Annotated in this window: 21 protein-coding genes and 1 pseudogene; 11 read left to right on the top strand and 11 right to left on the bottom strand. The window is 71.4% G+C overall.

The annotated features are described in order from the left end of the window. Nucleotides 1–115 precede the first annotated feature (115 nt). Both mptB and ACZ69M_RS06060 read left to right on the top strand, forming a co-directional pair. Nucleotides 116–1,528 carry a polyprenol phosphomannose-dependent alpha 1,6 mannosyltransferase MptB gene (gene mptB, locus ACZ69M_RS06065; protein WP_470047047.1) on the top strand — a complete coding sequence of 471 codons (1,413 nt, stop codon included), beginning with the start codon at nucleotides 116–118 and terminating at the stop codon, nucleotides 1,526–1,528. Continuing rightward, nucleotides 1,525–2,910, top strand: a complete 1,386-nt coding sequence (locus tag ACZ69M_RS06060) for a glycosyltransferase 87 family protein (protein ID WP_470047045.1) — start codon at nucleotides 1,525–1,527, stop codon at nucleotides 2,908–2,910. The genes mptB and ACZ69M_RS06060 overlap by 4 nt, the downstream gene beginning before the upstream one ends. A gap of 59 nt (nucleotides 2,911–2,969) precedes the next feature. On the opposite strand, the pseudogene ACZ69M_RS06055 reads toward ACZ69M_RS06060, so the two are convergent. From ACZ69M_RS06055 to ACZ69M_RS06045, 3 genes and pseudogenes are all read right to left on the bottom strand, one after another. Further along, nucleotides 2,970–3,668, bottom strand: a pseudogene (locus ACZ69M_RS06055) (D-alanyl-D-alanine carboxypeptidase family protein); the annotation flags it as partial. Between the two features lie 259 nt (nucleotides 3,669–3,927). Beyond that, nucleotides 3,928–5,070, bottom strand: coding sequence for a transcription termination factor Rho (gene rho, locus ACZ69M_RS06050; protein ID WP_470047043.1), 1,143 nt, complete (start codon nucleotides 5,068–5,070; stop codon nucleotides 3,928–3,930). A gap of 285 nt (nucleotides 5,071–5,355) precedes the next feature. Continuing rightward, nucleotides 5,356–6,186, bottom strand: a complete 831-nt coding sequence (locus ACZ69M_RS06045; RefSeq protein ID WP_470047042.1) for a class I SAM-dependent methyltransferase — start codon at nucleotides 6,184–6,186, stop codon at nucleotides 5,356–5,358. A gap of 159 nt (nucleotides 6,187–6,345) precedes the next feature. Here ACZ69M_RS06045 and ACZ69M_RS06040 point away from each other — a divergent pair, with 159 nt between their 5' ends. The 7 genes from ACZ69M_RS06040 (at nucleotide 6,346) to ACZ69M_RS06010 (ending at nucleotide 12,961) form a co-directional block, all read left to right on the top strand. After that, the gene (locus ACZ69M_RS06040) at nucleotides 6,346–7,605 is read left to right on the top strand and encodes a cytochrome P450 family protein (RefSeq protein WP_470047040.1); all 1,260 of its coding nucleotides are present in this window, start codon (nucleotides 6,346–6,348) and stop codon (nucleotides 7,603–7,605) included. A gap of 143 nt (nucleotides 7,606–7,748) precedes the next feature. Further along, nucleotides 7,749–8,528 carry an SDR family NAD(P)-dependent oxidoreductase gene (locus ACZ69M_RS06035; protein WP_470047038.1) on the top strand — a complete coding sequence of 260 codons (780 nt, stop codon included), beginning with the start codon at nucleotides 7,749–7,751 and terminating at the stop codon, nucleotides 8,526–8,528. 6 nt (nucleotides 8,529–8,534) lie between these two features. Beyond that, nucleotides 8,535–8,948, top strand: coding sequence for a VOC family protein (locus tag ACZ69M_RS06030; RefSeq protein ID WP_352045439.1), 414 nt, complete (start codon nucleotides 8,535–8,537; stop codon nucleotides 8,946–8,948). 11 nt (nucleotides 8,949–8,959) lie between these two features. Beyond that, complete coding sequence (locus ACZ69M_RS06025) at nucleotides 8,960–10,510, top strand: MFS transporter (protein ID WP_470047036.1); 1,551 nt, start codon at nucleotides 8,960–8,962, stop codon at nucleotides 10,508–10,510. Nucleotides 10,511–10,632: 122 nt separating this feature from the next. Then, the gene (locus tag ACZ69M_RS06020) at nucleotides 10,633–11,367 is read left to right on the top strand and encodes a nuclear transport factor 2 family protein (RefSeq protein ID WP_470047035.1); all 735 of its coding nucleotides are present in this window, start codon (nucleotides 10,633–10,635) and stop codon (nucleotides 11,365–11,367) included. Next, nucleotides 11,364–11,705, top strand: coding sequence for a YciI family protein (locus ACZ69M_RS06015; RefSeq protein WP_470047033.1), 342 nt, complete (start codon nucleotides 11,364–11,366; stop codon nucleotides 11,703–11,705). Before ACZ69M_RS06020 ends, ACZ69M_RS06015 begins: the two co-directional genes overlap by 4 nt. A 5-nt stretch (nucleotides 11,706–11,710) precedes the next feature. After that, complete coding sequence (locus tag ACZ69M_RS06010) at nucleotides 11,711–12,961, top strand: RNA polymerase sigma factor (protein WP_470047541.1); 1,251 nt, start codon at nucleotides 11,711–11,713, stop codon at nucleotides 12,959–12,961. Nucleotides 12,962–12,996: 35 nt separating this feature from the next. Here the strand turns inward: ACZ69M_RS06010 and ACZ69M_RS06005 are convergent, their stop codons facing one another. The 8 genes from ACZ69M_RS06005 to ACZ69M_RS05970 all read right to left on the bottom strand — a co-directional run bounded on the left by ACZ69M_RS06005 (nucleotide 12,997) and on the right by ACZ69M_RS05970 (nucleotide 20,723). Then, nucleotides 12,997–13,767 carry an SDR family NAD(P)-dependent oxidoreductase gene (locus ACZ69M_RS06005; protein WP_470047031.1) on the bottom strand — a complete coding sequence of 257 codons (771 nt, stop codon included), beginning with the start codon at nucleotides 13,765–13,767 and terminating at the stop codon, nucleotides 12,997–12,999. Between the two features lie 36 nt (nucleotides 13,768–13,803). Further along, nucleotides 13,804–14,784: a LysR family transcriptional regulator gene (locus ACZ69M_RS06000; protein ID WP_470047030.1), complete on the bottom strand. Its 981-nt coding sequence runs from the start codon at nucleotides 14,782–14,784 to the stop codon at nucleotides 13,804–13,806. 153 nt (nucleotides 14,785–14,937) lie between these two features. Further along, nucleotides 14,938–15,894 carry a fumarylacetoacetate hydrolase family protein gene (locus tag ACZ69M_RS05995; RefSeq protein WP_470047028.1) on the bottom strand — a complete coding sequence of 319 codons (957 nt, stop codon included), beginning with the start codon at nucleotides 15,892–15,894 and terminating at the stop codon, nucleotides 14,938–14,940. A gap of 3 nt (nucleotides 15,895–15,897) precedes the next feature. After that, nucleotides 15,898–17,268: an FAD-binding oxidoreductase gene (locus ACZ69M_RS05990; RefSeq protein ID WP_470047539.1), complete on the bottom strand. Its 1,371-nt coding sequence runs from the start codon at nucleotides 17,266–17,268 to the stop codon at nucleotides 15,898–15,900. Between the two features lie 8 nt (nucleotides 17,269–17,276). Beyond that, complete coding sequence (locus ACZ69M_RS05985; RefSeq protein WP_054233297.1) at nucleotides 17,277–18,245, bottom strand: cyclase family protein; 969 nt, start codon at nucleotides 18,243–18,245, stop codon at nucleotides 17,277–17,279. Continuing rightward, nucleotides 18,242–19,246 carry an amidohydrolase family protein gene (locus ACZ69M_RS05980; RefSeq protein WP_470047026.1) on the bottom strand — a complete coding sequence of 335 codons (1,005 nt, stop codon included), beginning with the start codon at nucleotides 19,244–19,246 and terminating at the stop codon, nucleotides 18,242–18,244. The genes ACZ69M_RS05985 and ACZ69M_RS05980 overlap by 4 nt, the downstream gene beginning before the upstream one ends. Further along, a complete protein-coding gene (locus tag ACZ69M_RS05975) occupies nucleotides 19,243–20,367 on the bottom strand; it encodes an FAD-dependent monooxygenase (RefSeq protein ID WP_470047024.1) in 1,125 nt (374 codons plus the stop codon). The genes ACZ69M_RS05980 and ACZ69M_RS05975 overlap by 4 nt, the downstream gene beginning before the upstream one ends. Nucleotides 20,368–20,417: 50 nt before the next feature. Further along, nucleotides 20,418–20,723 (bottom strand): antibiotic biosynthesis monooxygenase family protein, encoded by a 306-nt coding sequence (locus ACZ69M_RS05970; protein WP_470047022.1) that lies wholly within the window; start codon nucleotides 20,721–20,723, stop codon nucleotides 20,418–20,420. 228 nt (nucleotides 20,724–20,951) lie between these two features. On the opposite strand from ACZ69M_RS05970, the gene ACZ69M_RS05965 reads away from it, so the two are divergent. Next, a complete protein-coding gene (locus tag ACZ69M_RS05965; RefSeq protein ID WP_470047020.1) occupies nucleotides 20,952–21,926 on the top strand; it encodes a fumarylacetoacetate hydrolase family protein in 975 nt (324 codons plus the stop codon). Beyond that, entirely contained in the window at nucleotides 21,923–22,864 is a 942-nt protein-coding gene (locus ACZ69M_RS05960; protein ID WP_470047019.1) for a VOC family protein, read from the top strand. Before ACZ69M_RS05965 ends, ACZ69M_RS05960 begins: the two co-directional genes overlap by 4 nt. The last annotated feature ends 34 nt before the right edge of the window (nucleotides 22,865–22,898 follow it).

Genomic DNA, 22,898 nt, shown 5'->3' with positions numbered 1-22,898 from the left:
ACCAGCCACAACAGAGCCCGCACGCGACAGCGCGCCACATGGAGGTAACGCCACATCCCCCGTCCGGAGGGCGCCCCGTCGCTTTCCGGCCACCCGCCCTTGACACGCTTGCCAAGTGTTGGCCAAGGCTCCCCTCGATCTCCACCGCTGTCAGGCCCTGGGCCTGATCGGTACCGCCTTCCTCGCGCTGGGCGGTGAGACGGCCGGCGCCCTGCCCACGCGGGACTTCCTCGACCCCGGCTCCGCGCGTGCCGTACTCGGCGTGGTCGGGGTCTACTTCGGTGTCGTCCTGCTGATCGCCGCGTGGGTGCTGCTGGGCAAGGTCGTACGCGGTCCGCAGCCGCCGACGCCGCGGTCACTGCTCCTGGTGCTCGCCGCGTGGGCGGCGCCGCTGCTTCTCGCGCCGCCGCTGTTCAGCAGGGACGTGTACAGCTATCTCGCGCAGGGCGCCATGGTCGACGCGCACATCGACGTGTACGCCAACGGGCCCGCGCAGCTCGGCGGGCCGCTCGCCGACGAGGTGGCACCGGTGTGGCAGCAGACCGCGACGCCGTACGGCCCGGTCTTCCTCGCCGTCGCCTCCGCGCTGTCCGGCCTCACCCGTGGGGAGATACCGGCCGGGCTGCTCGGCATGCGCCTGGTCGCGCTGCTCGGCGTGGGCCTGATGGCGGCGGCGCTGCCCCGCCTCGCCCGGCACAGCGGTGCCGATCCGGCCGCCGCGCTGTGGCTCGGCGCGCTCAACCCGCTCGTGCTGCTGCACCTGGTGGCCGGTGCGCACAACGACGCCATCATGCTGGGACTGCTCGGCGTCGGCCTGGTCGCCGCACGCGGCCGATGGCATCTGCTGGGCGTCGTCCTCATCACCCTCGCCGCACTGGTCAAGGCGCCGGCCGTGCTCGGCCTGCTGGCGGTGGTGGCGCTGCGCGGGCGTCGCGCAGTCATGCGCACGGTCCTGACCACGACCGGGGTCGCGCTCGCCACCACGGCCGCGGTGACCGCCGTGACGGGCACGGGGTACGGCTGGATAGCGGCCCTGAAGACCCCCGTCTCCCCGCACAACTGGTCGCCCACCAGCGTCCTGGGCCGCGCCACGGGCGCGCTGCTGAAGGACCTCGGCAGCGGTCTCGCCCCGCTGGCGATGCCCGTCTGGCACGCGACCGGGCTGGTGGTGACCGTCCTGGTCGTCCTGTTCATATGGCTGCGCCTGCGACCGGGCCCCATCTACGCGCTGGGTCTGAGCCTGGGCGCGGTCGCCGTGTTCGGACCCGCGATCCGGCCCTGGTACGCGCTGTGGGGCCTGTTCCTCATCGCCGCCGCCGCGCCCAACGGCTCGGTGCGCCACCGGGTCGCGGCGGCCAGTGCGGTACTCGCGCTCGCCGTACTGCCCAGCGGCGGACCGCCGGACGTGGATCAGGTGGTGCTGGCCGTCTCCGGCGGCGCGCTCGCCCTCGTCGTGCTCTGGCAGGCCCGTCAGGCCGCCTGGGCCGAGGAGTCGGCGCAGCCGCCGGTGCTGGGGCGGACGGCATGAGACATCTGGACACCGACGGCCGACGGCTGCTCGGCCTGCTCTGTCTCGCCGTCGTGGTGGGCGTGTTCACCGCGACCGTGCCGCTGCTGCGCGACTGGTTCGATCTGCGCGTCTACTACGGCACCGTCGACGCCTGGGTCCATCACGGCGGCGGGATCTACGACTACTGGGTGCCGGGAACCGCGTACGGATTCACCTATCCGCCGTTCGCGGCCGTGACCATGCTGCCGATGGCGCTGATCGGGCTGCGCGCGGCGATCGCCGTCTCCGTGGTGCTCAATCTCGCGGCGCTGGCGGTCGTGGTGTGGATCCTGGTCGGGCCCGCGCTGCGCCGCTACGGCTGGTACGGCTACGCCCTCGCGGCCTGTCTGCTGACCCTGCTCGAACCGGTCCGCGACACCTTCAGCTTCGGGCAGGTCAACCTGCTGCTGCTGGCCCTCGTCCTGAGTGACGCCTGGCTGCTGTCCACCGGCCGGGGACGCCGGGCGGGCGTCGGCATCGGGCTGGCCGCCGCGATCAAACTCACCCCCGCGCTCTTCATCGCTCTGCTGCTGCTCGGCCGCCGCTGGCGTGCCGCCGGGGTCGCGACGGCCGTCGCCGCGGCGGCCACCGGTCTCGCGGCCTGGGTGGCGCCGGACGCCTCGCGCTTCTACTGGTCCGAGGCACTGTGGGACACCAATCGCATCGGACGTCTCGCCTATGTCTCCAACCAGTCGCTGCAGGGCGTCCTGGCCCGGCTCGCCGCACCGGGCGAACCGAGTCGGGCCGTGTGGGCGGCGACCGCCCTGGTGTTCCTGTGCGTGTGGGCGTGGCGGACCTCGTGGGCGCTGGCCGACGAGGACTGGAGGGCCGCGTTCGCCCTCACCGGGCTCGCCGCCTGCCTGCTCAGCCCGATCACCTGGGTGCACCACCTCGTCTGGCTGCTGCCGTCCTTCGCCGTACTGCTGCACCGGCACCGTGCGCGGGTCGCGGCGGCCCTGTACGCGGTGCTGTGCAGCAGCGTGGTGTGGCTCTGGTTCGACGACTCCTCCGGCCTCGACGGATTCCTCGGCAGCAACACGTACACGTGGATCACGCTGGGGCTGCTGCTGTGGCTGCCCGCGGGTCAGTCGCGGGTGGCCCGCACGCCCTTGAGACGCAGAGCGAGGGCCACTCCGCCCGCGCCCAGACCCGCGGCGCCCAGGATTCCGGCCGCCTCCGGCCAGCCGCCGTCGGGGCCGTCCGCGGACCCGGTCCTCGCCTGTACGGGCGAGGCGCCCGCCGCCGGGACGGACCGGCTATCGGGGAGCGATCCGACGGGTTCGACGTGCCCGGCGGCCGCGAAGCCCCAGTCGAGCAGCGAGCGGGCCTCCTCGTACACCGTGGTGCCGCCGCCCGCCTGAGGGTTCATCACCGTGACGAGGAGGGTGCGTCCGCCCCGGTGCGCGGCGGCGACGAGCGTGTTGCCCGCGTTGGTGGTGTAGCCGTTCTTGACGCCGATCAGGCCCGGGTAGCGCGCCACCCCGTCGGCGCCGGTCAGCAGCCGGTTGGTGTTCTGGATCTGGTACGGGTAGCCGTCGCCGGGGAAGCTGGCCTCGGCGGTGGAGCAGTAGCGTGCGAACTCCGGGTTGCGCAGTCCGGCCCGTCCGAAGACCGCGAGGTCGTACGCCGACGAGACCTGGCCGGGGGTGTCGTAGCCGTCGGGCGACTCGACATGGGTGTCGAGTGCGCCCAGCGAGCGGGCCTTGGCCTGCATCCGCACCGCCGTCCGGTGCCAGCCGCCGTTCATCGCGGCCAGTACGTGCACGGCGTCGTTGCCGGAGTTGAGGAAGACGCCGCGCCACAGGTCGGACACGCGGTAGGTGTGCCCCGCGGCCACGCCCACCAGGCTGCTGCCGTCGCCGATGCCCTCCAGTTCCTCCTCCTTGACGGTGTGCTGGATGCCGGCGGGCAGCACCGGGAGCACGGTCAGCGCGAAGAGGGTCTTGAGGGTGCTGGCGGGCGGCAGCTTGAGGTGCGCGTCGTGCGCGGCGAGCACCTCGCCGCTGCCTGAGTCGGCCACCACCCACGACAGCGCCGAGATGTCCGGCAGCGCCGGGGCGTCGGACCGTGTGCGTACCTGCGTCCCGGCCCGCTGGAGGTAGGGCGTCTGGGAGGCCATGGGTCTCGTCAGGCCCGGACCGAGGCGGGCGAAGGCCGGACTCGGGGCGAGGGCCAGTGCTCCGGCCACACAGAGGGCGGAGCAGGAGAAGGCGGTCAGGGAGACGACCATCCGGGATGGGAATCCGATTGTCATACCGCAAACGTAGGAACGGAGTCGCCGTGCGCCGGGGTGCCAGGCCCGAGCGAGGGGATGCAGCACCCGGATGCCACACGCGGGAGAGGTCCGGGAGGTCCGGCGCGGTGGATTCGGGGTGGGATCAGGCGGTGGGCAGGGTCGGCTGGACCTGACGCAGGAAGGTCGCGTTGTCCCGCGTGGCGCGCAGCCGCTCCAGGAGGGTTCCCAGGGCGGCCTGGGCGTCCTGGGTCTGCAGGGCGCGTCGCAGGCCGCGTACGGCGGTCAACTCGGCCCCGGGCAGAAGCAGTTCCTCGCGGCGGGTGCCGGATGGGGTGATGTCCACGGCCGGGAACACACGCCGTGAGGCGAGGATCCGGTCGAGGCGGAGCTCCATGTTGCCGGTGCTCTTGAGCTCCTCGAAGAAGTAGTCGTCGGCGCGGGAGCCGGTCTCCACCAGGGCGGTGGCGAGGATGGTGAGCGAGCCGCCCTCCTCGGCGAGGCGCGCGGCGCCGAAGAACCGCTTGGGGCCGTGCACCGCGGCGGCGTCGACACCGCCGCTGAGGGTGCGGCCACCGGAGGCGGCCGCGTTGTTGTGCGCGCGGCACAGCCGGGTGAGCGAGTCCATCAGGATGACGACGTCCTCGCCCTGTTCCACGAGCCGCTTGGCGCGCTCGACGACGAGCTCGGCCAGGGCGATGTGCTGCTTCGGCGTCTTGTCGAAGGTCGAGGCGTAGACCTCGCCGCGGACGGAGCGCCGCATGTCGGTGACCTCTTCGGGCCGCTCGTCGAGGAGCAGCACGATCAGATGGCATTCGGGGTGGTTGCCCGCGACGGCGGCGGCGAGCTGCTGGAGCAGTACCGTCTTGCCGGTCTTGGGCGGGGCGACGATCAGACCGCGCTGGCCCTTGCCGACGGGGGAGACCAGGTCGACGACGCGTCCGGCCATGCCGCTCGCCGGGTGCTCCAGGCGGAGCCGGTCGCGCGGGTGCAGCGGGGTGAGGTCGTGGAAGTGCGGGCGGCGGCGCAGCTCTTCGGGGGCGCGGCCGTTGATCCGCTCGACCTCGGCGAGGGCGCGGGGTCCGCCGCGTACGCCTTCGACGGTGTCGCCCTTGCGCAGGCCGTGGCGGCGGATCAGTGCGGCGGGGACCTGGACGTCGGTCGGCGTGGGCAGGCAGCTCTCGGCGGCGCGCAGGTACCCCTGCCCGTTGTGCGCGATGTCGAGGACACCGGTGGCGTGGGCCGGGAGCTGCTTCTGTACGGGAGGGTGTTCGAGTGTGGTGGTCATGAGAGGTGGTCCTTTCGAGGACGGATTCATGAGGTCATGAGGAAGGGAGGGGTGTGCCGGGGGAGGCGGCGTGCTCACGCCTCGGTACGGCGGGGAAGACCACCTGAAGGAGCTACGGCAGACCGCGCTCGGAAGGTGATGCGAAGAAGCTGCTCGCCCGATCGGAAAAGTGACGGGGCATGTCAGCGAAAGAAGGAGATTCAGCACCGGCGCCCGAGACGGGGCGTACACAAGTGCTGACGGCACACTACCACGACTTGCGGCGGAACGGCTGTGATCTGACTCTCAACGGCTCGCCAGGAGGCCGTACAGCAGCGGAATGCGCGGCTCCCCCTCCGGCAGGCGCCACCAGCCGGACGGCGTACGGACCATCTGCGGCCAGCGTGGCCAGGGAAGCTCGTCGCTCTCCCGGAGCCGGCGGATACCCAGTCCCGCTCTCGTCAACGCGTTGACGACCTCGTCCATTCCGTGCATCCACTCGTAACTGTCGGTCGCGCCCTCGACGGCCGGTCCGTCGGTGTACGTGTAGGTCGCGTTCCGGTGCACGGCGTCCCGGCCGCCCAGGTAGTCGTGGCGCAGCAGCAGTTCGGTGCCCTCGCCCTCAGCGGGCTTGGGGCCCAGCGCGTTGAACAGCGGATGGAACTCGGCGATGTACAACCTCCCTCCCTCCCGCAGCAGTTGAGCGATGACGGCGGCCCAGCGGTCCAGGTCGGGCAGATAGCACAGGGCGCCCTTGCCGGTGTAGATCACGTCGAACCGCCGCCCGTCCAGGGCTTCGACGGCGTCGTACACATTGGCCCGTACGTACGTCACGTCGGCGCCCGCCCGTGCCGCGATGTCGGCCGCGGCCGTCACGGACGCCTCGGAGATGTCCAGGCCGACGGTCCGCGCGCCGCGCTCGGCGAAGGCGATCGTCTCGGTGCCGAGGTGGCACTGGAGATGCAGTACGTCGAGGCCGGCCAGGTCACCGAGGTCCTCCCACTCGAAGGCGGCGAACCAGCGCGCCGGGTCGAGATTCTCGCCAAGGCCGTAGAACCGGCTGGCGAGATGGACGGGCGTCCGCGCGTCCCAGTTGGCCTGGTTGGCCCGCATCATCCGCTCGTGCTCGTCGGTCATGGAACCATCCAACCGTGGACGGCGGCGGATCCGGGGGAAGAACCGCGGATCGGCGCGTACGCCATCGCTGTCGGCCACGGGATCGAGCGGGCAGAATCCTTCGTCGTACCGGCTCACGGCGCCCGCGCCCGACTTCCGACCCCCACAAGGAGACCTCCGGTGGACACCTCTCCCGTCACGCCGCACCGCATGGACCCGGCCGGTGGCTGCCCGCACGCCGACAACGCGCGGCTGCTCGAGCGGAACGCCGTCGCGGCGGTGGTGCTGCCCGGCGAGGTGGAGGGCATGGCGGTGCTCGGGCACGAGGCGTTGAAGGAGTTCCTCGCGCATCCCGAAGTCGCCAAGGGCGCCGAGCACTTCACCGAGCTGCGGGAGGGGCGGATAGCGCCGGGGTGGCCGCTCGCGACCTTCGCGACCGTACGCGGGATGACGACCGCGGACGGCGAGGACCACCGGCGGCTGCGGTCGCTCGTGAGCAAGGCGTTCACCGCGCGCCGGGTCGAGGAACTCCGGCCCCGGATAGAGGAGTTGACGGCAGGACTGCTCGACGACCTCCAAGCCGCGGCCGAGCGGGACGGCTCAGTGGCCGATCTGCGGCGGCACTTCGCGATGCCGTTGCCCATGGGGGTCATCGGGGAACTGCTCGGGGTGGACGCGGAGCACCGCGACCGGCTGCACCACCTGTCGAGCCAGGTGGTCGCCACCGACATCGGCCCCGAGAAGGCCCTGGCGGCCAACCGTGAACTCGTCGCCGTGCTCGCCACCGTGGCCCTCGCGCGGGGCGAGCGGCCGGGCGACGACCTCACCAGCGCGCTGATCGCCGCCCGGGACGAGGAGGGCGACCGGCTCAGCCAGGAGGAGCTGATCGGCACCCTGGTACTGATGATCATCGCGGGGCACGAGACCACACTCAACCTCCTCACCAACGCCGTACGGGCGCTCTGCGGCCATCGCGACCAGCTGGAGCTGGTCATGAAGGGCGAGGGCGGGGTGGGCTGGGCGGACGTGGTCGAGGAGACCCTGCGCTGGGACGCGCCCGTCAGCTACTTCCCCTTCCGCTATCCGGTGCGGGACCTGACCGTCGACGGCACGGTGATCCCCAAGGGGACGCCCGTGCTTGCGGGTTACTCGGCGGCGGGGCGCGACCCGTCCGTGCATGGCCCGGACGCCGACCGCTTCGACGTGACGCGGCCCGGCAGGCCCGGCGCCGCCCGCCACCTCTCCCTCGGGCACGGCGCCCATTACTGCCTCGGTGCCCCGCTGGCACGCATGGAGGCGACCATCGCCCTGGAGCAGTTGTTCACCCGCTTCCCCGACCTCGACCTCGCCGTGACGGAGGCGGAACTCTCCCGGCACTCCAGTTTCGTCGGCAACGGCGTGCGGGCACTTCCGGTACGGCTCGGCACCTCCCGCGGCTGACCGCGCGCACACCGCCGTACGACACCGCGCCGCATACCAGCCATACGACACCGCGATGCCCCTGAGCCGACCCTTTTCTTGTTCTGCGCAATGGCCGTCCCTACGCTGCCAGCACCGCACACCGGCGGCACTGGACAAGGGACATGGCAATCATGGGTCGACTGGCCGGAAAAATCGCTTTCATCAGCGGAACGGGGGCCGGAATAGGGCGTGCCGCGGCCCAGGTATTCGCCGCGGAAGGCGCCACCGTATTCGGCTGCGACCTCGATGCCGACGCCGCCGCGGAAACGGTGGAACTCGTCCGGAAGGCCGGCGGTGTCATGCGGTCCCTCGCCCCGGTGGACCTCTCCACCGAGGCGGGCGCCCATGAGTGGATCGACGCGGGGATCGAGGCCCTCGGCGGGATCGACATCCTCTACAACAACGCCTCCGCACTGCGGAACGGGCCGTTCGCGACCATGCCGGCCGAGGACTGGTACTTCACCATCAAGAACGAGCTCGACATCCCCTACTTCTGTACGCAGGCCGCCTGGCCGCACCTGATCGCCCGCGGCGGCGGAGCCGTCCTCAACGTCGCCTCGGTGGCCGCCGTCCGGGGCGCCCCCTTCATGCCGATGGTCCCGCACGGCGCCGCCAAGGGCGGGGTGCTGGCGATGAGCAAGCACCTGTGCGCGGCCGGCGCCCCGCACCACATCCGGGTCAACACCATCGCCCCCGGCATGACCCGCACCTCCGCGACCGCGCCCTTCCTCGACGACCCCGACGGACCGAAGGCGCAGCTGGAGGCGCGGATCCCGGTGGGCCGGGTGGGAGAGCCCGAGGACATCGCGCGCGCCGCCGCCTTCCTCTGCTCCGACGAGGCGGCGTTCGTCAACGGCGCCAACCTGATGGTCGACGGTGGCGACAGCGCGATGGCCGGCTGAGCGCCGGTGACCGTCCGACTCGACCACGTGGGCGTCAACGTACGCGATCTGCCCGCCCAGACCAGCTGGTACCAGGGGGCGTTCGGACTCAGGACCGTCTTCGCGTTCACCCTCGAAGGACCCGGTCTGAGCGCCGTCGTCCTGGAACATCCGCACGGCTGGCGGATCGAACTCCTCGCCAGGCCCGGATCCGCGCCGGGGCTGCGGGCCCCGGACCCGCTGACCGCCGCCCTCACCGAGGGATACGGGCACTTCGCGGTCACCACCCCGGAACTCGACCCCGTCTACGCGGCCTTGGTGGCGCACGGAGCGGGCGAGGCCATGAAACCGGGTCCTTCCCCCGAACCCGGTATTCGCATGGCCTGGGTCACCGACCCCGAGGGAAATCTCATCGAACTCATAGAGAAAAACGCAGAGTGAGGGCACGCACGATGACGGATTCGATCTCCACGACCTCTTTGAAGAAACTGGACCTCGGAACACTCATAGCCTGCTGTCTCGCAGTCGCCGCCGCGCAACTGTGCATTACCGTTCCGTCCCCCATCAATGGGGAAATCCAGGCCGCCTTCGGGGCGTCCGGTTCCCAGGTCGCCTGGGTCACGTCCGCCTTTATTCTCCCCACCGCCATTCTTGAACTGAATTTCGGTGTGGTCGGAGACCTCTTCGGCCGTAAACGCCTGCTGGTGCTCGGCGGACTCGTCCTGGCGCTCGGCGAACTCCTCAACGCCACCTCCCAGAACATCACCATGATGTGGACCGGGCAGGCGCTGGCCGGTATCGGTGCCGCGGCGCTCTTCCCCAGTTCCCTCGCGGTCATCGCGGCCGCCACCCCGGACGGGAAGGACCGTGCCAAGGCGGTCTCCACCTGGGCACTCAGCATCTCCCTCGCCTCCGCCGTGGGACCGCTGTCCTCCGGGGTGCTCGCCACGGTCGCCGACTTCCGCTGGGCGTTCGTGCCGCCCGTCGTCCTCGGCCTTGCGGTCGCGGTCGCCTGCTGGAAACTGGTCACCGACTCCAAGGCCCCCGAGGGCCGCGCCCTGGACTGGCCGGGCCAGATCACCATCGCCGTCGGCCTCACCGCCCTGCTCTGGGGCATCATCGAGGGCGGCGACCGCGGCTGGGGCAGCGCGGCCATCGTCGGCTCGCTGGCCCTCGCGGCGGTGGCCCTCGTCGGCTTCGTCGTCGCCGAGACCCGCGCCGCCTCGCCCATGTTCAACCTGGACCTGCTGAGGATCCCGTCCTTCGCCGCGGCGGCCGTCGTCGCCCTGGCCGGCATGTTCGGCTTCATCGGCACCGCGTACTGCGTCTCCATCCGCCTCGGCGCCGTGATGCATCTGAGCGCACTGCGCGCCAGCATGCCGTTCGTGATCCTCCAGCTGATCCCGCTGCTCCTGGCACCGGTGCTCAGCAGGATGCTCACCCGCGTCGACGCCCGCTGGCTCCTGATGGGGGGACTGCTGCCGATGGCCGCGGGACAGTTCTGGATCGCCGCGCTGCCCATCACCACGACCTCCCTCGCCGCCTTCATCGGCCCGGTGCTGCTGCTCGGCATCGGCTTCATCTGCGTCGTCTCCTCACTGACCTCGGCCGCCGTGAACGCCGTACCGATCCACATGACCGGCATGGCCAGCGGCGCCACCAGCCTGGTCCGCGAGTTCGGCCAGGGCCTGGGCCCCGCCGTCATCAGCACCGTCGCGATGAGCGCCGCGTCCTCCGCCCTGGTGGGCAAGCTGGGCGGCGCGGACGCCGGCATGGAAGCCGCCGCGGGCCCGCTCGCCGTGGTCAACGCGGGCAGCGACAGCGCCAGGGCCGCCGCGCGGACCGCGCTCGGCCACGGCATGGCCCTCGGCGTGGTGATCTGCGGCTGCGCCTCCCTGCTCGGCGCGCTGGTCACCCTGCTGCTGGTGCGCAAGAACACCGCCCGAGCGGCGGTCGGCGCCGGCGCCGGCGGCGAGACGTCGGTGCGGACGGCCACCGCGTAGCGCGGATCTTCACGAAGAGGCCGGGACCCGGGTCCCGGCCTCTTCGTGTGACCAGGGTGTCGATTCGGCGCGGTCCCGTTCGTCGGTGGGGTGTAGGAAGTTCATGAGCACCGGGAGGAACCATGAAGTACATGCTGCTGGTCTGCGGCGACGACACCGCCGACGCGTCGGGCATGGCGCCCGTGGAACCGTGGGTCGACGAACTCGGCGAAAGCGGTGTCCGTCTGCACGGCCACCGCCTGCGGCTGCCCTCGGACGCCGTCACCGTACGGGTGCGCGGCGGCGAGGTGCTGCGCACCGACGGGCCGTTCGCGGAGACGAAGGAGTACGTCGCCGGATACGACATCCTCGAGTGCGACAGCATGCAAGAGGCCATCGAGGCGGCCGCCAAGCACCCTGTGGCATCCATCGGGGCCATGGAGGTGCGCGCGTTCTGGGAGGACGAGGACGCCGAGGGGGAGATCCGCCGACTCGACGACGAGCTGACCGCGGCCTTCCGTGAGCGGGACGTCGACCGGTGGCTGGCCTGCTACACGCCGGACACGGAGGTGTTCCACCCGATGAGCGGCTTGGAGGAAAGCGGAACCGACGCTCTCCGCAAGGCCCAGGAATGGTTCTACTCCACCGTGACCGGGCCCGTGCGCCGCGAGGTGCTCGCCTTCCGTCTCCGCGTCGACGAGAGCGTCGCCTTCAGCCACGGGCTCGTCCGGATCCGGGGCACGTTCACCACGGGGGAGCCGCTGGACAGCACGGTGCGCGTGACGACCGGCTACCGAGCCGTGGGAGACCGCTGGCAGATCGCCCACGAGCACGCGTCGGTCCCGTTCGACGCGGGCATCGAGGAGGTCCGGTCATGAAGTACGTCCTGTTCATCTGCACCCCCATCGGCGGCGAGGAGCTGAGCCCCGCGCAGATCGCCGACGACCCCCGCTTCATCTCTTACATCGACGAGGTCCGAAGCCGCGACATCGTCAAGGGCGGCGCACGGCTGCGGCCCTCCACCGACGCCACCACCGTCCGTGTCCAGGGCGACGAAGTCCTGCTCAGCGACGGGCCGTTCGTGGAGTCCAAGGAGTACGTGGCCGGCTTCGACCTCATCGAGGTCGCCGACCTCGACGAGGCCATCGCGCTCGCGTCCCGGCATCCGGCGGCGCTGGCCGGCGGCTCGGTCGAGGTGCGGCCGGTCTGGGAGTGAACGACATCGGAGACGTGGAGGCGGCGGTCGCCGCCGCCTTCCGCGAGGAATGGGGCCAGGTCGTCGCCACCCTGATCCGGGTGACCGGCGACTGGGACCTCGCCGAGGAGTGCGCCCAGGACGCCTTCGCCCAGGCCCTGGACCGGTGGCGGCACGACGGAGTGCCCCGCCGCCCCGGCGCCTGGCTGACGACGACCGCACGCCACCGGGCCCTGGACGTGCTGCGCCGCGAGGCGGTGGGGGCTCAGAAACTGCGGGAGGCGGCGGTGCTGGCACGGGACGAGGGGCCCAGCGACCCGGAGTACGACGGCGACGACAGCGGCGTCCGGGACGACCGGCTGCGCCTCATCTTCACCTGCTGCCACCCGGCGCTCCCCATCGAGGCCCGGGTGGCACTGACCCTGCGCACCCTCGCCGGGCTCACCACCCCTGAGATCGCCCACGCCTTCCTGGTGCCCGAGGCGACCATGGCGCAGCGCCTCGTGCGGGCCAAACGGAAGATCCGCAACGCCGGCATCCCCTACCGCGTACCGCCCGCGCATCTGCTGCCCGAACGCACCACCGGCGTCCTAGGCGTGGTTTACCTGCTCTTCAACGAGGGGTACGCCGCCACGTCCGGCGCCGACCTGGTGCGGACGAACCTCTGCGCGGAGGCCGTCCGGCTCGCCCGGGTCCTGGCCCGTCTGATGCCCGACGAACCCGAGGTCGTCGGTCTGCTCGCCCTCCTGCTGCTGCACGACGCCCGGCGCGCCACCCGGGTGGACGCGGCCGGCGAACTGGTGACGCTGGAGGACCAGGACCGTACGGCCTGGGACAAGGCCGCCGTCGACGAGGGCGCCGCCCTCCTGGAGAGCGCCCTGCGCCGCGGACGCCCGGGGCCCTACCAGATCCAGGCCGCCATCGCCGCCTGCCACACCACCGCCGCGACGGCCGGGGACACGGACTGGGCCGACATCGCCGCGCTGTACGGGGAACTGGCGCGCCTGGTGCCCTCCGCCGTGGTGCGGCTCAACCGTGCGGTGGCGGTAGGCATGTCCCAGGGCCCGGAAGCGGGGCTGGCGCTCGTCGCGGAGCTGGAGCGGGAGGGCGAGCTGGACGGCTACCACCTGCTGCCCGCCACCCGCGCGGATCTGCTGCGCCGCATGGGACGCCCGGCGGAGGCGGCCGAGGCGTACGGCCGGGCGCTGGAGCTCGTGGAGAACGCCGCCGAGCGGCGCTTTCTGGAGAAGCGGCTCGCGGAGTGCCGATCGGCGTAGGACCCGTCCGCTGCGACCGTCCCCGGGCCGGGTGGTCACACCGAGTCGAGCGCGTTCGTGATCGCCTTCACGCCGCCGTGCGCGGAGTAGCCGCCGTCCACGGTGATCTCGGCGCCGTTCACGTAGGACGACTCGTCGGAGAGCAGATACACGACCAGCGGAGCGACCTCCTCGCAACTGCCCGGGCGGCCCTGCGGAGTCATCGAGAGGTGCGCCCGCGTGAAGACCGGATTGGCCGTCGCCATCAGGGGCGTCTCGATATAACCGGGGTGGATCACGTTCGTACGGATACCGCGCGGCGCCAGTTCCAGCGCGGCCACCTTCGACAGGCCCCGCAGCGCCCACTTGCTCGCCGTGTACGCGACCGCGTGATGGGCGGTGAGACCGGCCACCGAGCCGACGTTCACGATCGAGGACCCGGGGGGCATCAGCGGGGCGAGGGCCTGGACGCCGAGCATCGGGCCGGTGGTGTTCACCGCGAACGCCCGGTTCCAGTCGGCGAGTTCGACCGCGCCGAGGCGGGCCCGCATGGGGATCCCGGCGTTGTTGACGAGCCCGTGCACGGCCTCCAGGGAGGCCGCCAGGGCCGCCCAGTCGTCCGGGGACGACACGTCCAGGTGGCGGTAGCGCACGTCGAGGCCGTCGGCGCGCAGGGCGGCGGCGAGCTTCTCGCCGGGCTCGTCGAGGACGTCCGTGGCGACCACCGAGGCCCCCGCGTGGGCAGCCGCGGCCACCTCCACGGCTCCCTGGCCCTGTGCGGCTCCGGTGACGACGACGGTACGACCGGCCAGGCGCGTACGGCTCACGGCTTCCTCCAAGGGGGCGGGGGTTCGCTCCCCACGCTAGGAAGCCGGGGCCAGCTCCGGAAACGCGCGTTCGCCATGGCTGGCATCCGCGTCGACGATCTCCGCGGGCGCGGGATCGTCCAGTGACGCGCCCACCTTGCGGACCTTCTCCCGCAGCCACCGGTGCGCGGGATCCGCGTGCCGGTTGTGGTGCCAGTACATGGCCTCCACGAGCGGCACGTCCGGGAACGGCGTCGGTACGACGGCACAGCGGGCGAAGCCCTCGTAGCGCCGGGCGAGCCGCTCGGGCACCAGTGCGACCAGGTCGGTGCCGCTCACCAGGAACGGCAGCACGTTGAAGCCTGGCGTACTGACCTGCACCCTGGGCGTGATGCCGAGGGTCTCCAGCTGGCGGTCGGCCGGTGTGAGTTTGCCGATGCCGCACGCGGCGTGCGGCATCTCCGCCAGGTCGCGCAGGGCGAGCCGCCCGTCCACCAGCCGCGGGTTGTCGGGGTCGACGAGACACACGAACCGGTCGTGCATCACGGTCTCGCTGACGCCCGGCAGCTGGTAACCGAGCGGCACGATCATCAGGTCGTGGCAGCGCAGATGGGTCTCCGTCTCCAACTGCCCGTCCACGATGGGGTGGAAGTCGATGCGGACGCCCGGCGCCTCCTGCGCGATGGCCCGCAGCAGCGGCTCCACGAACACCGTCATCACATAGTCCGACATCACCACCGAGAAGCGTTGCCGGCTGCGTGCGGGCTCGAAGTGCCGGGTCAGCGAGAGCGCCTCCTCGGCCTTGTGCAGGGAGGCCTGGACGACCGGCAGCAGGCGCTCGGCCAGCGGCGTCAGCTCGTACTCGCGGCCCACCCGCACCAGCAGCTCGTCGTTGAAGTGCCGCCGCAGCCGGGCCAGCGAGCCGCTCATCGCGGACTGGCTGGTGGACAGCCGCACCCCCGCGTGGGTGACGTTCTTCTCCTCCAGGAGGGCTTCCAGCGCCACCAGGAGATTCAGGTCGATCGCTCCGAGACCCATGTGTGTCTCCTTCCGGCCGCGTCGTTGAAGCTCGGTGAAACGGGAGCGTAACGACCGGGTTCCCGCCGAGGAAGGGCCCGGAGGCAACTCACAGGGATCCGATGGCTGCCATCGGATCCCTGGATGTGTGCAGGTCGAAAGGGGTACGGAAGGTTACGGCCGGGGCGTCCGGCCGCGTTTGCGAGCCCGCGGCAGATACACGTCCCTGCGCCCGGGGACGATCCGGTTGGAGACGCTGCCGAGGCGCTCCACGGTGAGCGTCACCTCGTCGCCGGGCTTCAGGGGCGGCGGCGTCCGTTCCCCGACGCGTCCCCAGAACTCCGCGAGCGCCCCCCAGCCGCAGGTGCCCGAGCCGAGGATGTCGCCGGGGCGCACCCAGGTGTCACGGGTGGCGTAGGCGACCATCTCCTCGAAGGTCCAGGAGACGTTGGCGAGGGTGTCGCGGCCGATCAGCTCGCCGTTCAGGGTGACCGTCATCTCCAGGTCGAGGAAGCCGTCCGGGTCGCGCCGGTCCGCCACCTCGTCGGCCGTGACCAGATACGGGCCGAGGGTGTTCGCGAAGTCCTTGCCCTTGGAGAAGCCGAGACCGAGGTTCTTCTCCGGTTTCTGCAGATCGCGCGCCGACCAGTCGTTGAAGACGAGATAGCCGACGATGTGCTCGCGGGCCCGCTCGGGCGTGAGGTCCCGGCCCGCGCGGCCGACGACCGCGCCCACCTCCAGCTCGAAGTCGAGCACCGAGCAGCCCGCGGGTACCGGAACGTCGTCGTGCGCGCCGTAGGCCGCGTGCGGGTTGGTGAAGTAGAAGTTCGGCGCCCGGTACCACTCCTCGGGCACCTGCTCCAGACCGTCCAGCGACTTGGCGACCCCCTCGATGTGCGCCTCGAAACCGACGAAGTCCCGGATGGACGGCGGCTTCAGCGGGGGAAGCAGCCGTACCTGATCCACCGTCAAGTCACTTTCGATGGAGAGCGCTTCGCCGCCCGCGGCATGCAGCGCCTCCTGCTCGACGAGCGACAGGACGGTCGTGCCGGGCGGCAGCGGATGGATGACCCCGTCCCGCACGACCCCGGCGCGTTCCACCCCCTCGTACGCGTATGTCGTGAACCGCATGCCCTATCGCTCCCAGTCGTTGGTGTTGGTGACGGTCCCGGCGCTCAGATGGCCCACGAAGAGGCCCTTCGGGTCGCGAGCCGCCCGGATCTCCCGAAGCCGCTCCCACTGCGGGTCCCCCATGAACCTCAGCTGCCGCACGGTGAAGTCGCAGTCCCCGAGGTACTGGCCGACGGTCACCGGCCGCATCGCCGCCATCGCCTCGCCGAGCCAGCCGCGCAGCTCGGCGTCGCGTCCGGGATCGTCGTGGATGACATAGGTGGCGCAGTAGATCTCGGACTGCAACGAGAAGGCCATGTCCGGGAGTTCACGCAGCGGGGCCATCGAGAACCAGATGGTGAAGGTCTGCCGGGTCGGCTGCTCGGTGAACGCCTTGCGGATCGCCGGCACGACCTCGGCGGCCGACCCGGTCAGCCAGGCGTTGTCGACGAGATAGCGGTGCCCCTCGGGGTTGGCGAGGCGCTGGCCCTGAAGCTGCTCGGCGAGGGTCGTCGGCCGCGCCTCGATCCGCAGCAGCGCCCGGTCCGCGTACGGGTTGGCGTGCAGCGGGGCCAGCGCCTCGGCGGCCTCCTCGGCGGTGTCGGTCATCGACACGCCCGTGACCAGCAGCACCGGACCGTCCCCGGCGGGCGGCGTCTGTGTCAGGGCGACGATCTCGACCAGGTCGCAGACGGTGTGGTGCATACCGTGCAGCCAGGTCATGACCTCGTCGAACAGGTCCAGCGGGTACGCGTGGACGGTGTGCGCCAGATGCTTCGGCAGCGGGCGGGTGCGCAGATGGAAGCGGGTGACGACCCCGAAGAAGCCAGGGCCCGCGCCGCGCGCCGCCCAGAACAGATCGCCGTGGTGCGCCTCGTCCGCACGCACCAGCTCGCCCTCGGCGGTGACGACGTCGATCGCGACGACGTTCTCGGCCGCCCAGCCCCAGCCGCGCGCGTTCCAGCCCTGTCCGCCCTGGAGCAGAAAGCCGCCGATGCCGACGGAGGGACAGTGCCCGCCGTTGAAGAAGCGCCCGAACTCTCCGAGATACGGGTTGAGTTCGTCGCCGCCCTTGATGCCGGGGCTCGCCGTCACGATCCCGGTCCGCGGGTCGTACGCCATCTCGCGCAGGCCCCCGAGGTCGATCAGCAGCGCGTCCTCGCGCACCGACCAGGCGGCCCAGCTGTGCCCGCCGGAACGGACGGCGACCTGCCAGCCCCGCTCCAAGGCGAGTCGTACGCCGTCGACGACGTCCTGTTCGGACCCGGCCATCAGCACGGCGGCCGGGGTACGGTCCGACGGGCGGCGGGCGTTGAAGACCCGGCCGAAACACGCCTCCTCGAAGTCCTCGTCGCCGGGGAAGTGGAGGGTGCCTGAGAAACGGTCGATGTGCACGCGCGTACTCACTTGATCGCGATCGGATTGACAGGGGCGCCCACCGCGCCGGTGACCGGCAGCGGAGCCGCGATCAGCAGGAACTCGTGGACACCGTCGGCGGCGCAGTCCTCGGCCAGCTCCTCCAGGTCCCACATCTCACCCAGCGGAAGGCCCATGTTGGGGATCGCGATCTGGTGCAGCGGGGACATCGCCGGCTGGGCGAACTCGTACGGGCGTACTTCGAGTCCCCAGGTGTCGGAGGCGATCGCGGCGATCTCCGTACGGTGCAGCCAGCCGAGCGTGGTGAAGGAGAGTCCCGGGGCGTCCCCGGCGGCGTACCCGCCCCACGCGCCGAGTCGCCGTACCCGCCCCAACTGCCCTGTCCTGATGAGGACCAGATCGCCGCGCCGTACGGACGAGGTGGCGCCCTGCGCCTCGATCGTGGCGCGCAGATGCTCCTCCAGGATCGCGAAACCGTCCGGGAGTTCGCCGTGTTCGTCGCCGACCGCGCGGCCCACGTCGAGCAGGACCCCGCGCCCGGTGAAGGCGTCCTTCATGTGCTCGATGCCGGTGACCGAGTCCCCGTCGCCGTTGACGATGGTGCACGGACGGCCGTTCCAGGCCTGCTTGTTGTCGTAGATGTGGCCGAGGCCGTCCCACTGGGTGGAGGCCTGGAGCGGCATCACGACATGGTCGTCGGCGCCCCCGAATCCGTGCGGGAAGCCCTGCGTCCCGGCAGCCGCGTCCGAACCGGTGTCCTTCATGTAGTGCACGGGGTTGATCCGGCCACGGAAACCGCGCTGCGGGCCCCTCTCGTTGAACTCCTGGGAGAGCGAGAACGACCGGCCCCGCCGGACCAGGCCCGCCGCGTGCGCCCGTATCGCGTCGTCGATGAAATTGAGCGTCCCCAGCACGTCGTCCTCACCCCACCGGCCCCAGTTCCGGTAGGCGGAACGGGCCTTGGCGAGCTCTTCCTCAATCGGACCCAGGCTCATCGAGTACGTCCTTTCTGCAGCAGGCCGAGAGCGTTGCCCCCGGCGACGGCGGCACGGCCGGCCGGGGACAGCCCGGCGGCGTCCAGCCGGGCCACCGGGTCCTCGACGCCCATGTCGAAGGGGTGATCGGTGCCGAGGACGACCCGGTCCGCGCCGACCTCCTCGACCAGATGGCGCAGTCCGCCCGGGGTGTAGACGAGCGCGTCGAACCACATGCGCCGCAGATACGCGCTCGGCGGCCGCGCGCAGCCCCGCGCGTCCTCGCGCATGTGCCAGGCGTGATCGGAACGGCCGATGTACGTCGGCAGATAACCCCCGCCGTGCGCGGCGACGAGCTTGAGGCGCGGGAAGCGGTCCAGGACACCGGTGAAGATGAGGTGCGAGAGCGCGACCGTCGTCTCGAGGGGCTGCCCGACCGTGTTGCCGAGGTAGTGCGTGGCCAGCCGTTCCCCGAGCGAGCAGCCCCAGGGGTGCACGAAGACGACCGCGCCGAGCTCCTCGGCCCGCTGCCACACCGGATCGTGCGCGGGGTCCGCGAGTTCCCGGCCGTCCACGGTCGTGGACACGCTGATCCCGTACAGGCCGTACTCCGTGACCGCCTTGTCGAGGAGCGCGACCGCGAGGCCGGGATGCTGGAGCGGGACCGTGCCCAGCCCGTACAGCCGCTCCGGCGCCACCGCGCAGTGCGCCGCCACGGCTTCGTTGACCGTGCGCGCCAGGCGTACGGCGAGATCCGCGTCCGCCCAGTAGTGGTGCATCGGCATCGGGCCGACCACCTGGAGGTCGACCCCCATCGCGTCCAGGTCGGCGAGCCTGGTCGTGACGTCCGTCAACTTCGTTGCGACACGCTGAAGTTGGGCGCGGTTGACCGCCAGTGACGTGGGGGAGTGCGCCCGCTGTTCGGCGGCCAGCTCGGCGGCCAGGCCGGGTGTGCCCGCGCACAGCGCGTCGGCGGCGGGGACGGCGAGGTGACCGTGGAAGTCCACGACGGGAACGTTCATGCGGCGGCCGTCAGATAGTCCAGGGTCTCCGACATGATCCGGCCGGGGTCCGCGCCGGGCGTCTGCGGGTGGATCTCCCAGTCGGCGAGCCGCAGCGAGTTCTCCAGCACCACCCGCACCCGGGGCAGCCGGCGCGCCATGAACGTGTCGAGCGCCTCGTCCAGCGGCGCCCCGCCGGTGACGAGTTCCGCGAGCACGACCGCGTCCTCGGCGCACATCGCGGCGCCCTGCGCGATCAGCGGCGGGCAGGCGTGCGCGGCGTCCCCGATGATCACCGTACGGCCCCGGTACCAGGGCTCGTCGACGAGGATCGCCTCGATCCACCGGTAGTCGACCGGGGTGTCCTCCGGCAGCGAGGCGAGGATCCTGCCCCAGGTGCCGCCGTACCCGGCGCCGCGCTCACGCAGCAGCGACAGCGGGGCGCGCGGACCGATCAGCGAGGCGTCGAGGTTCTCGTCGAGCAGGTAGGCGTAGCACTGGTCGGACGAGATCGGGCTGTAGCCGGCCTTGTAGCGCGGACCGCCGTAGTACACCTCCGCGCAGTCCATCTCGGGCGGCCGCTGCGCGACCACCCGGAAGATCGACATACCCACCGGGCGGGGCCCGGTGGTGATGCCGATCAGCTGCCGCATCCGCGAGTTGATGCCGTCGGCGCCGACCACGAGGTCATAGCGGCCGCTGGTGCCGTCGGTGAACGTGACGTCCACATGGCCGGGGGACTGGTCGAGCTTCGCCACACTCAGCGCGAGCCGGACACGCACCCCCTGCGCGCGGACCGCGTCGCACAGCGCGTCCTGAAGGTCCGAGCGCAGCGCGCCCGCCGTCGACGGCAGTTCGGCACCGCCGGTGTGCGGGGTGCGCAGCTCGGCGAGCAGTCCGCCGTCGGCCCGGCGCAGCCGCATCACGTCGAAGGGGACGGCCCGGGCGAGCACCCGGTCGAGCACGCCCACCGAGCGCAGCGCCTTGAGCGCGTTGCCCTGGACGGTGATGCCGTGGCCCACACCGAACCACTGGGGCGATATCTCGGCGAGCTCGACCTCGGCGCCCCGCTGGGCGAGCGCGAGGGACAGCACGCTACCGGTGATGCCGCCGCCGACGACGAGCACCTTGTGTACGGGCATGGGCGATCCTTGCGAACGTAGAAGAAGAACAGGGGTGCGGTGGGGTGCGGTCAGGCGGTGAAGCGGCCGCCGAGCGTGCGGTAGTGCTCGACGGCGGGCGGCGCGGCGAAGAACGGCCCGACCAGGGCGCGCCACCGCTGGAAGCGCTCGGAGCTGCGGAAGCCGACCGCGTGCGCCTCCACGGACGTCCAGCCGACCAGCAGCAGATAGCGGTCAGGGTGCTCCTCGCAGCGCAGCAGCTCGGTCCAGCGGAACCCGTCCGCCTCGGCGAGCACCTCGCGGGCCTTGTCGAAGACGGCCTCGAAAACCCGCTCACGACCGGCTTCCACGGTCAGTTCGGCATGCTCGACGATCACACTCGCTCCTCAGGTCCGATGGTGCTCCGAGCCTGCTCGGAGGGTCGTTGCAGGGTCAACGGATCGAGGCATCGGCAAGGGGGACGTCATCCATCCCGTACGACGATGGGCCGCTGATCACACGGCCTCCGGCCCCCTGATGGCAGGCATCGCGGATCGCCATTTCCGCCCCGCCCCCGCGCTGCCTAGCGTCGACGGCAAGCCATCCGCCGTACGAGGAGACAGCCTGTGCCCGACCGAATTCCCTCCCACACCGGGCCGTTCGCCCTCGGCACCTTCGGGTACGGCTCCCGGGTCTTCCCGGGCCTGGTCGTCGGGCCCCGGGTACGTGACCTGTCCGACGCGGCCCCGTCCGTGCGCGCGGTCATCGAGGACTGGGAGGCCCTCTTCCCACGCCTGGCCGGCCTTGCCCAGGAGAGCGCCGGCGCCTGGCACGGCCTCGCCGACCTGCGCGTCCTCGCCCCCATCGAGCCCGGCCAGGTCCTGCAGAGCGGCGCCAACTACCGCAAGCACGTGGTCGACCTGGTCGCCGCCGAGAAGGAGAGCGTGCACGGCGCCACGCCCGAGGAGGCCCGCGCGGACGCCGAGCGGATGATGGACGAGCGGATCCGCAGCGGCGTCCCCTACGTCTTCCTCGGCTCGCCCCGCGCGATCTGCGGCCCGTACGACGACATCGTGCTGCCCGCGCTCGGTGAGCAGCACGACTGGGAACTCGAACTCGCCCTCGTCATCGGCAGGACGGGCAAACACATCCCCGCCGAGGACGCGATGTCGTACGTCGCCGCCTACACCATCTGCAACGACCTCACCACCCGCGACCGGCTCTACCGGCCCGACCTCAAGGCGATCGGCACCGACTGGTTCACCGCCAAGAACGCCGACACCTTCCTGCCGACCGGCCCCTTCCTCGTACCGGCCGCCTTCGTCGGCAACCCCACCGAAGACGCGGACGTCCGGATCACCCTGCGCCACAACGGGATCGTGCGCCAGGACGAGTCCACCAAGGACATGATCTTCGACATTCCCCGGCTCATCGCCTACGTCTCCACAACCACCACGCTGCGCCCCGGCGATCTGCTGCTCACCGGTTCCCCGGCGGGCAACGGCGCGCACTGGGGTGTCTTCCTCGAGCCCGGAGACGTCATGGAGGCGGAGATCACGGGCCTCGGCCACCAGCGCAACACCGTCAGGAGCGGACAGTGACCAGCACCTTCCAGCCCATCACCCATCTCCGCCATGTCGACCTGGCCGTACCGGACTTCGCACGGCAGCGCGCCTTCTACGGCGCCACCTGGGGTCTGACCGAGGTCGCCGGCGACAGCGGGATCGCCTTCTTCGCCGCCGAGGGGAGCCCCGAGCAGTACATCGTCCGTATCCGCGAGGACGAGCGGAAGCGGATGGACCTGGTCGCCTTCGGCGCCGTCTCACCGGCCGCCGTGGACGAGCTGCATCTGCGACTCGGGCGTTCCGGAGTCCAACTCATCGGTGAGCCGGGGGCTTTGGACACTCCGGGGGGCGGCTACGGCTTCCGTTTCTTCGACCCGGACGGCCGGGTCGTGGAGGTGTCGGCCGATGTCGAGACGCGTGCGCACCGCAGGATCGAGGAGCGCGAGGCGATCCCGGTGCGCCTCTCGCACTGCGTGGTCAACTCGCAGGACCCGGAGGGGCTGAAGGACTTCTACGTCCGGCACCTCGGCTTCCGGCTCACCGACACCCTGTACTCGGCGCACATGGGCGACCTCATGTACTTCCTGCGGTGCAGCCCGCTCCACCACTCCTTCGCCATTGCACGCGGACCCCATGTCTCCCTGCACCACGCCTCGTTCGAGATGCGCGGGGTGGAGGAGTACATGCGGGGTACGGGGCGGGCGCTGCGCGCCGGGACGCGGCTCACCTGGGGGCCGGGCCGCCATCTCGCGGGCGACAACACCTTCTCCTACTTTCACGACCCGCACGGCAACACGGTCGAGTACACGACCGAACTCGCCGTCCTGGAGGAGGACCTGTGGCACCCGGGCCGCCACGACGTGGACGATCCGATCACCCAGGACCAGTGGGGCACCGCCGACCCGATGAGCGAGTCGGTCGCCAAGGAGCAGTTCAACGATCCCGACGTGCTGTTCGTCGCACCCCCCGTGTAGCCGTCGACCGCCGTCAACCACCCGCAGAAAGGCC

It is taken from the genome of Streptomyces sp. NPDC107454 (assembly GCF_055582885.1).
This window is presented reverse-complemented; position numbering and strand designations above follow the sequence as displayed.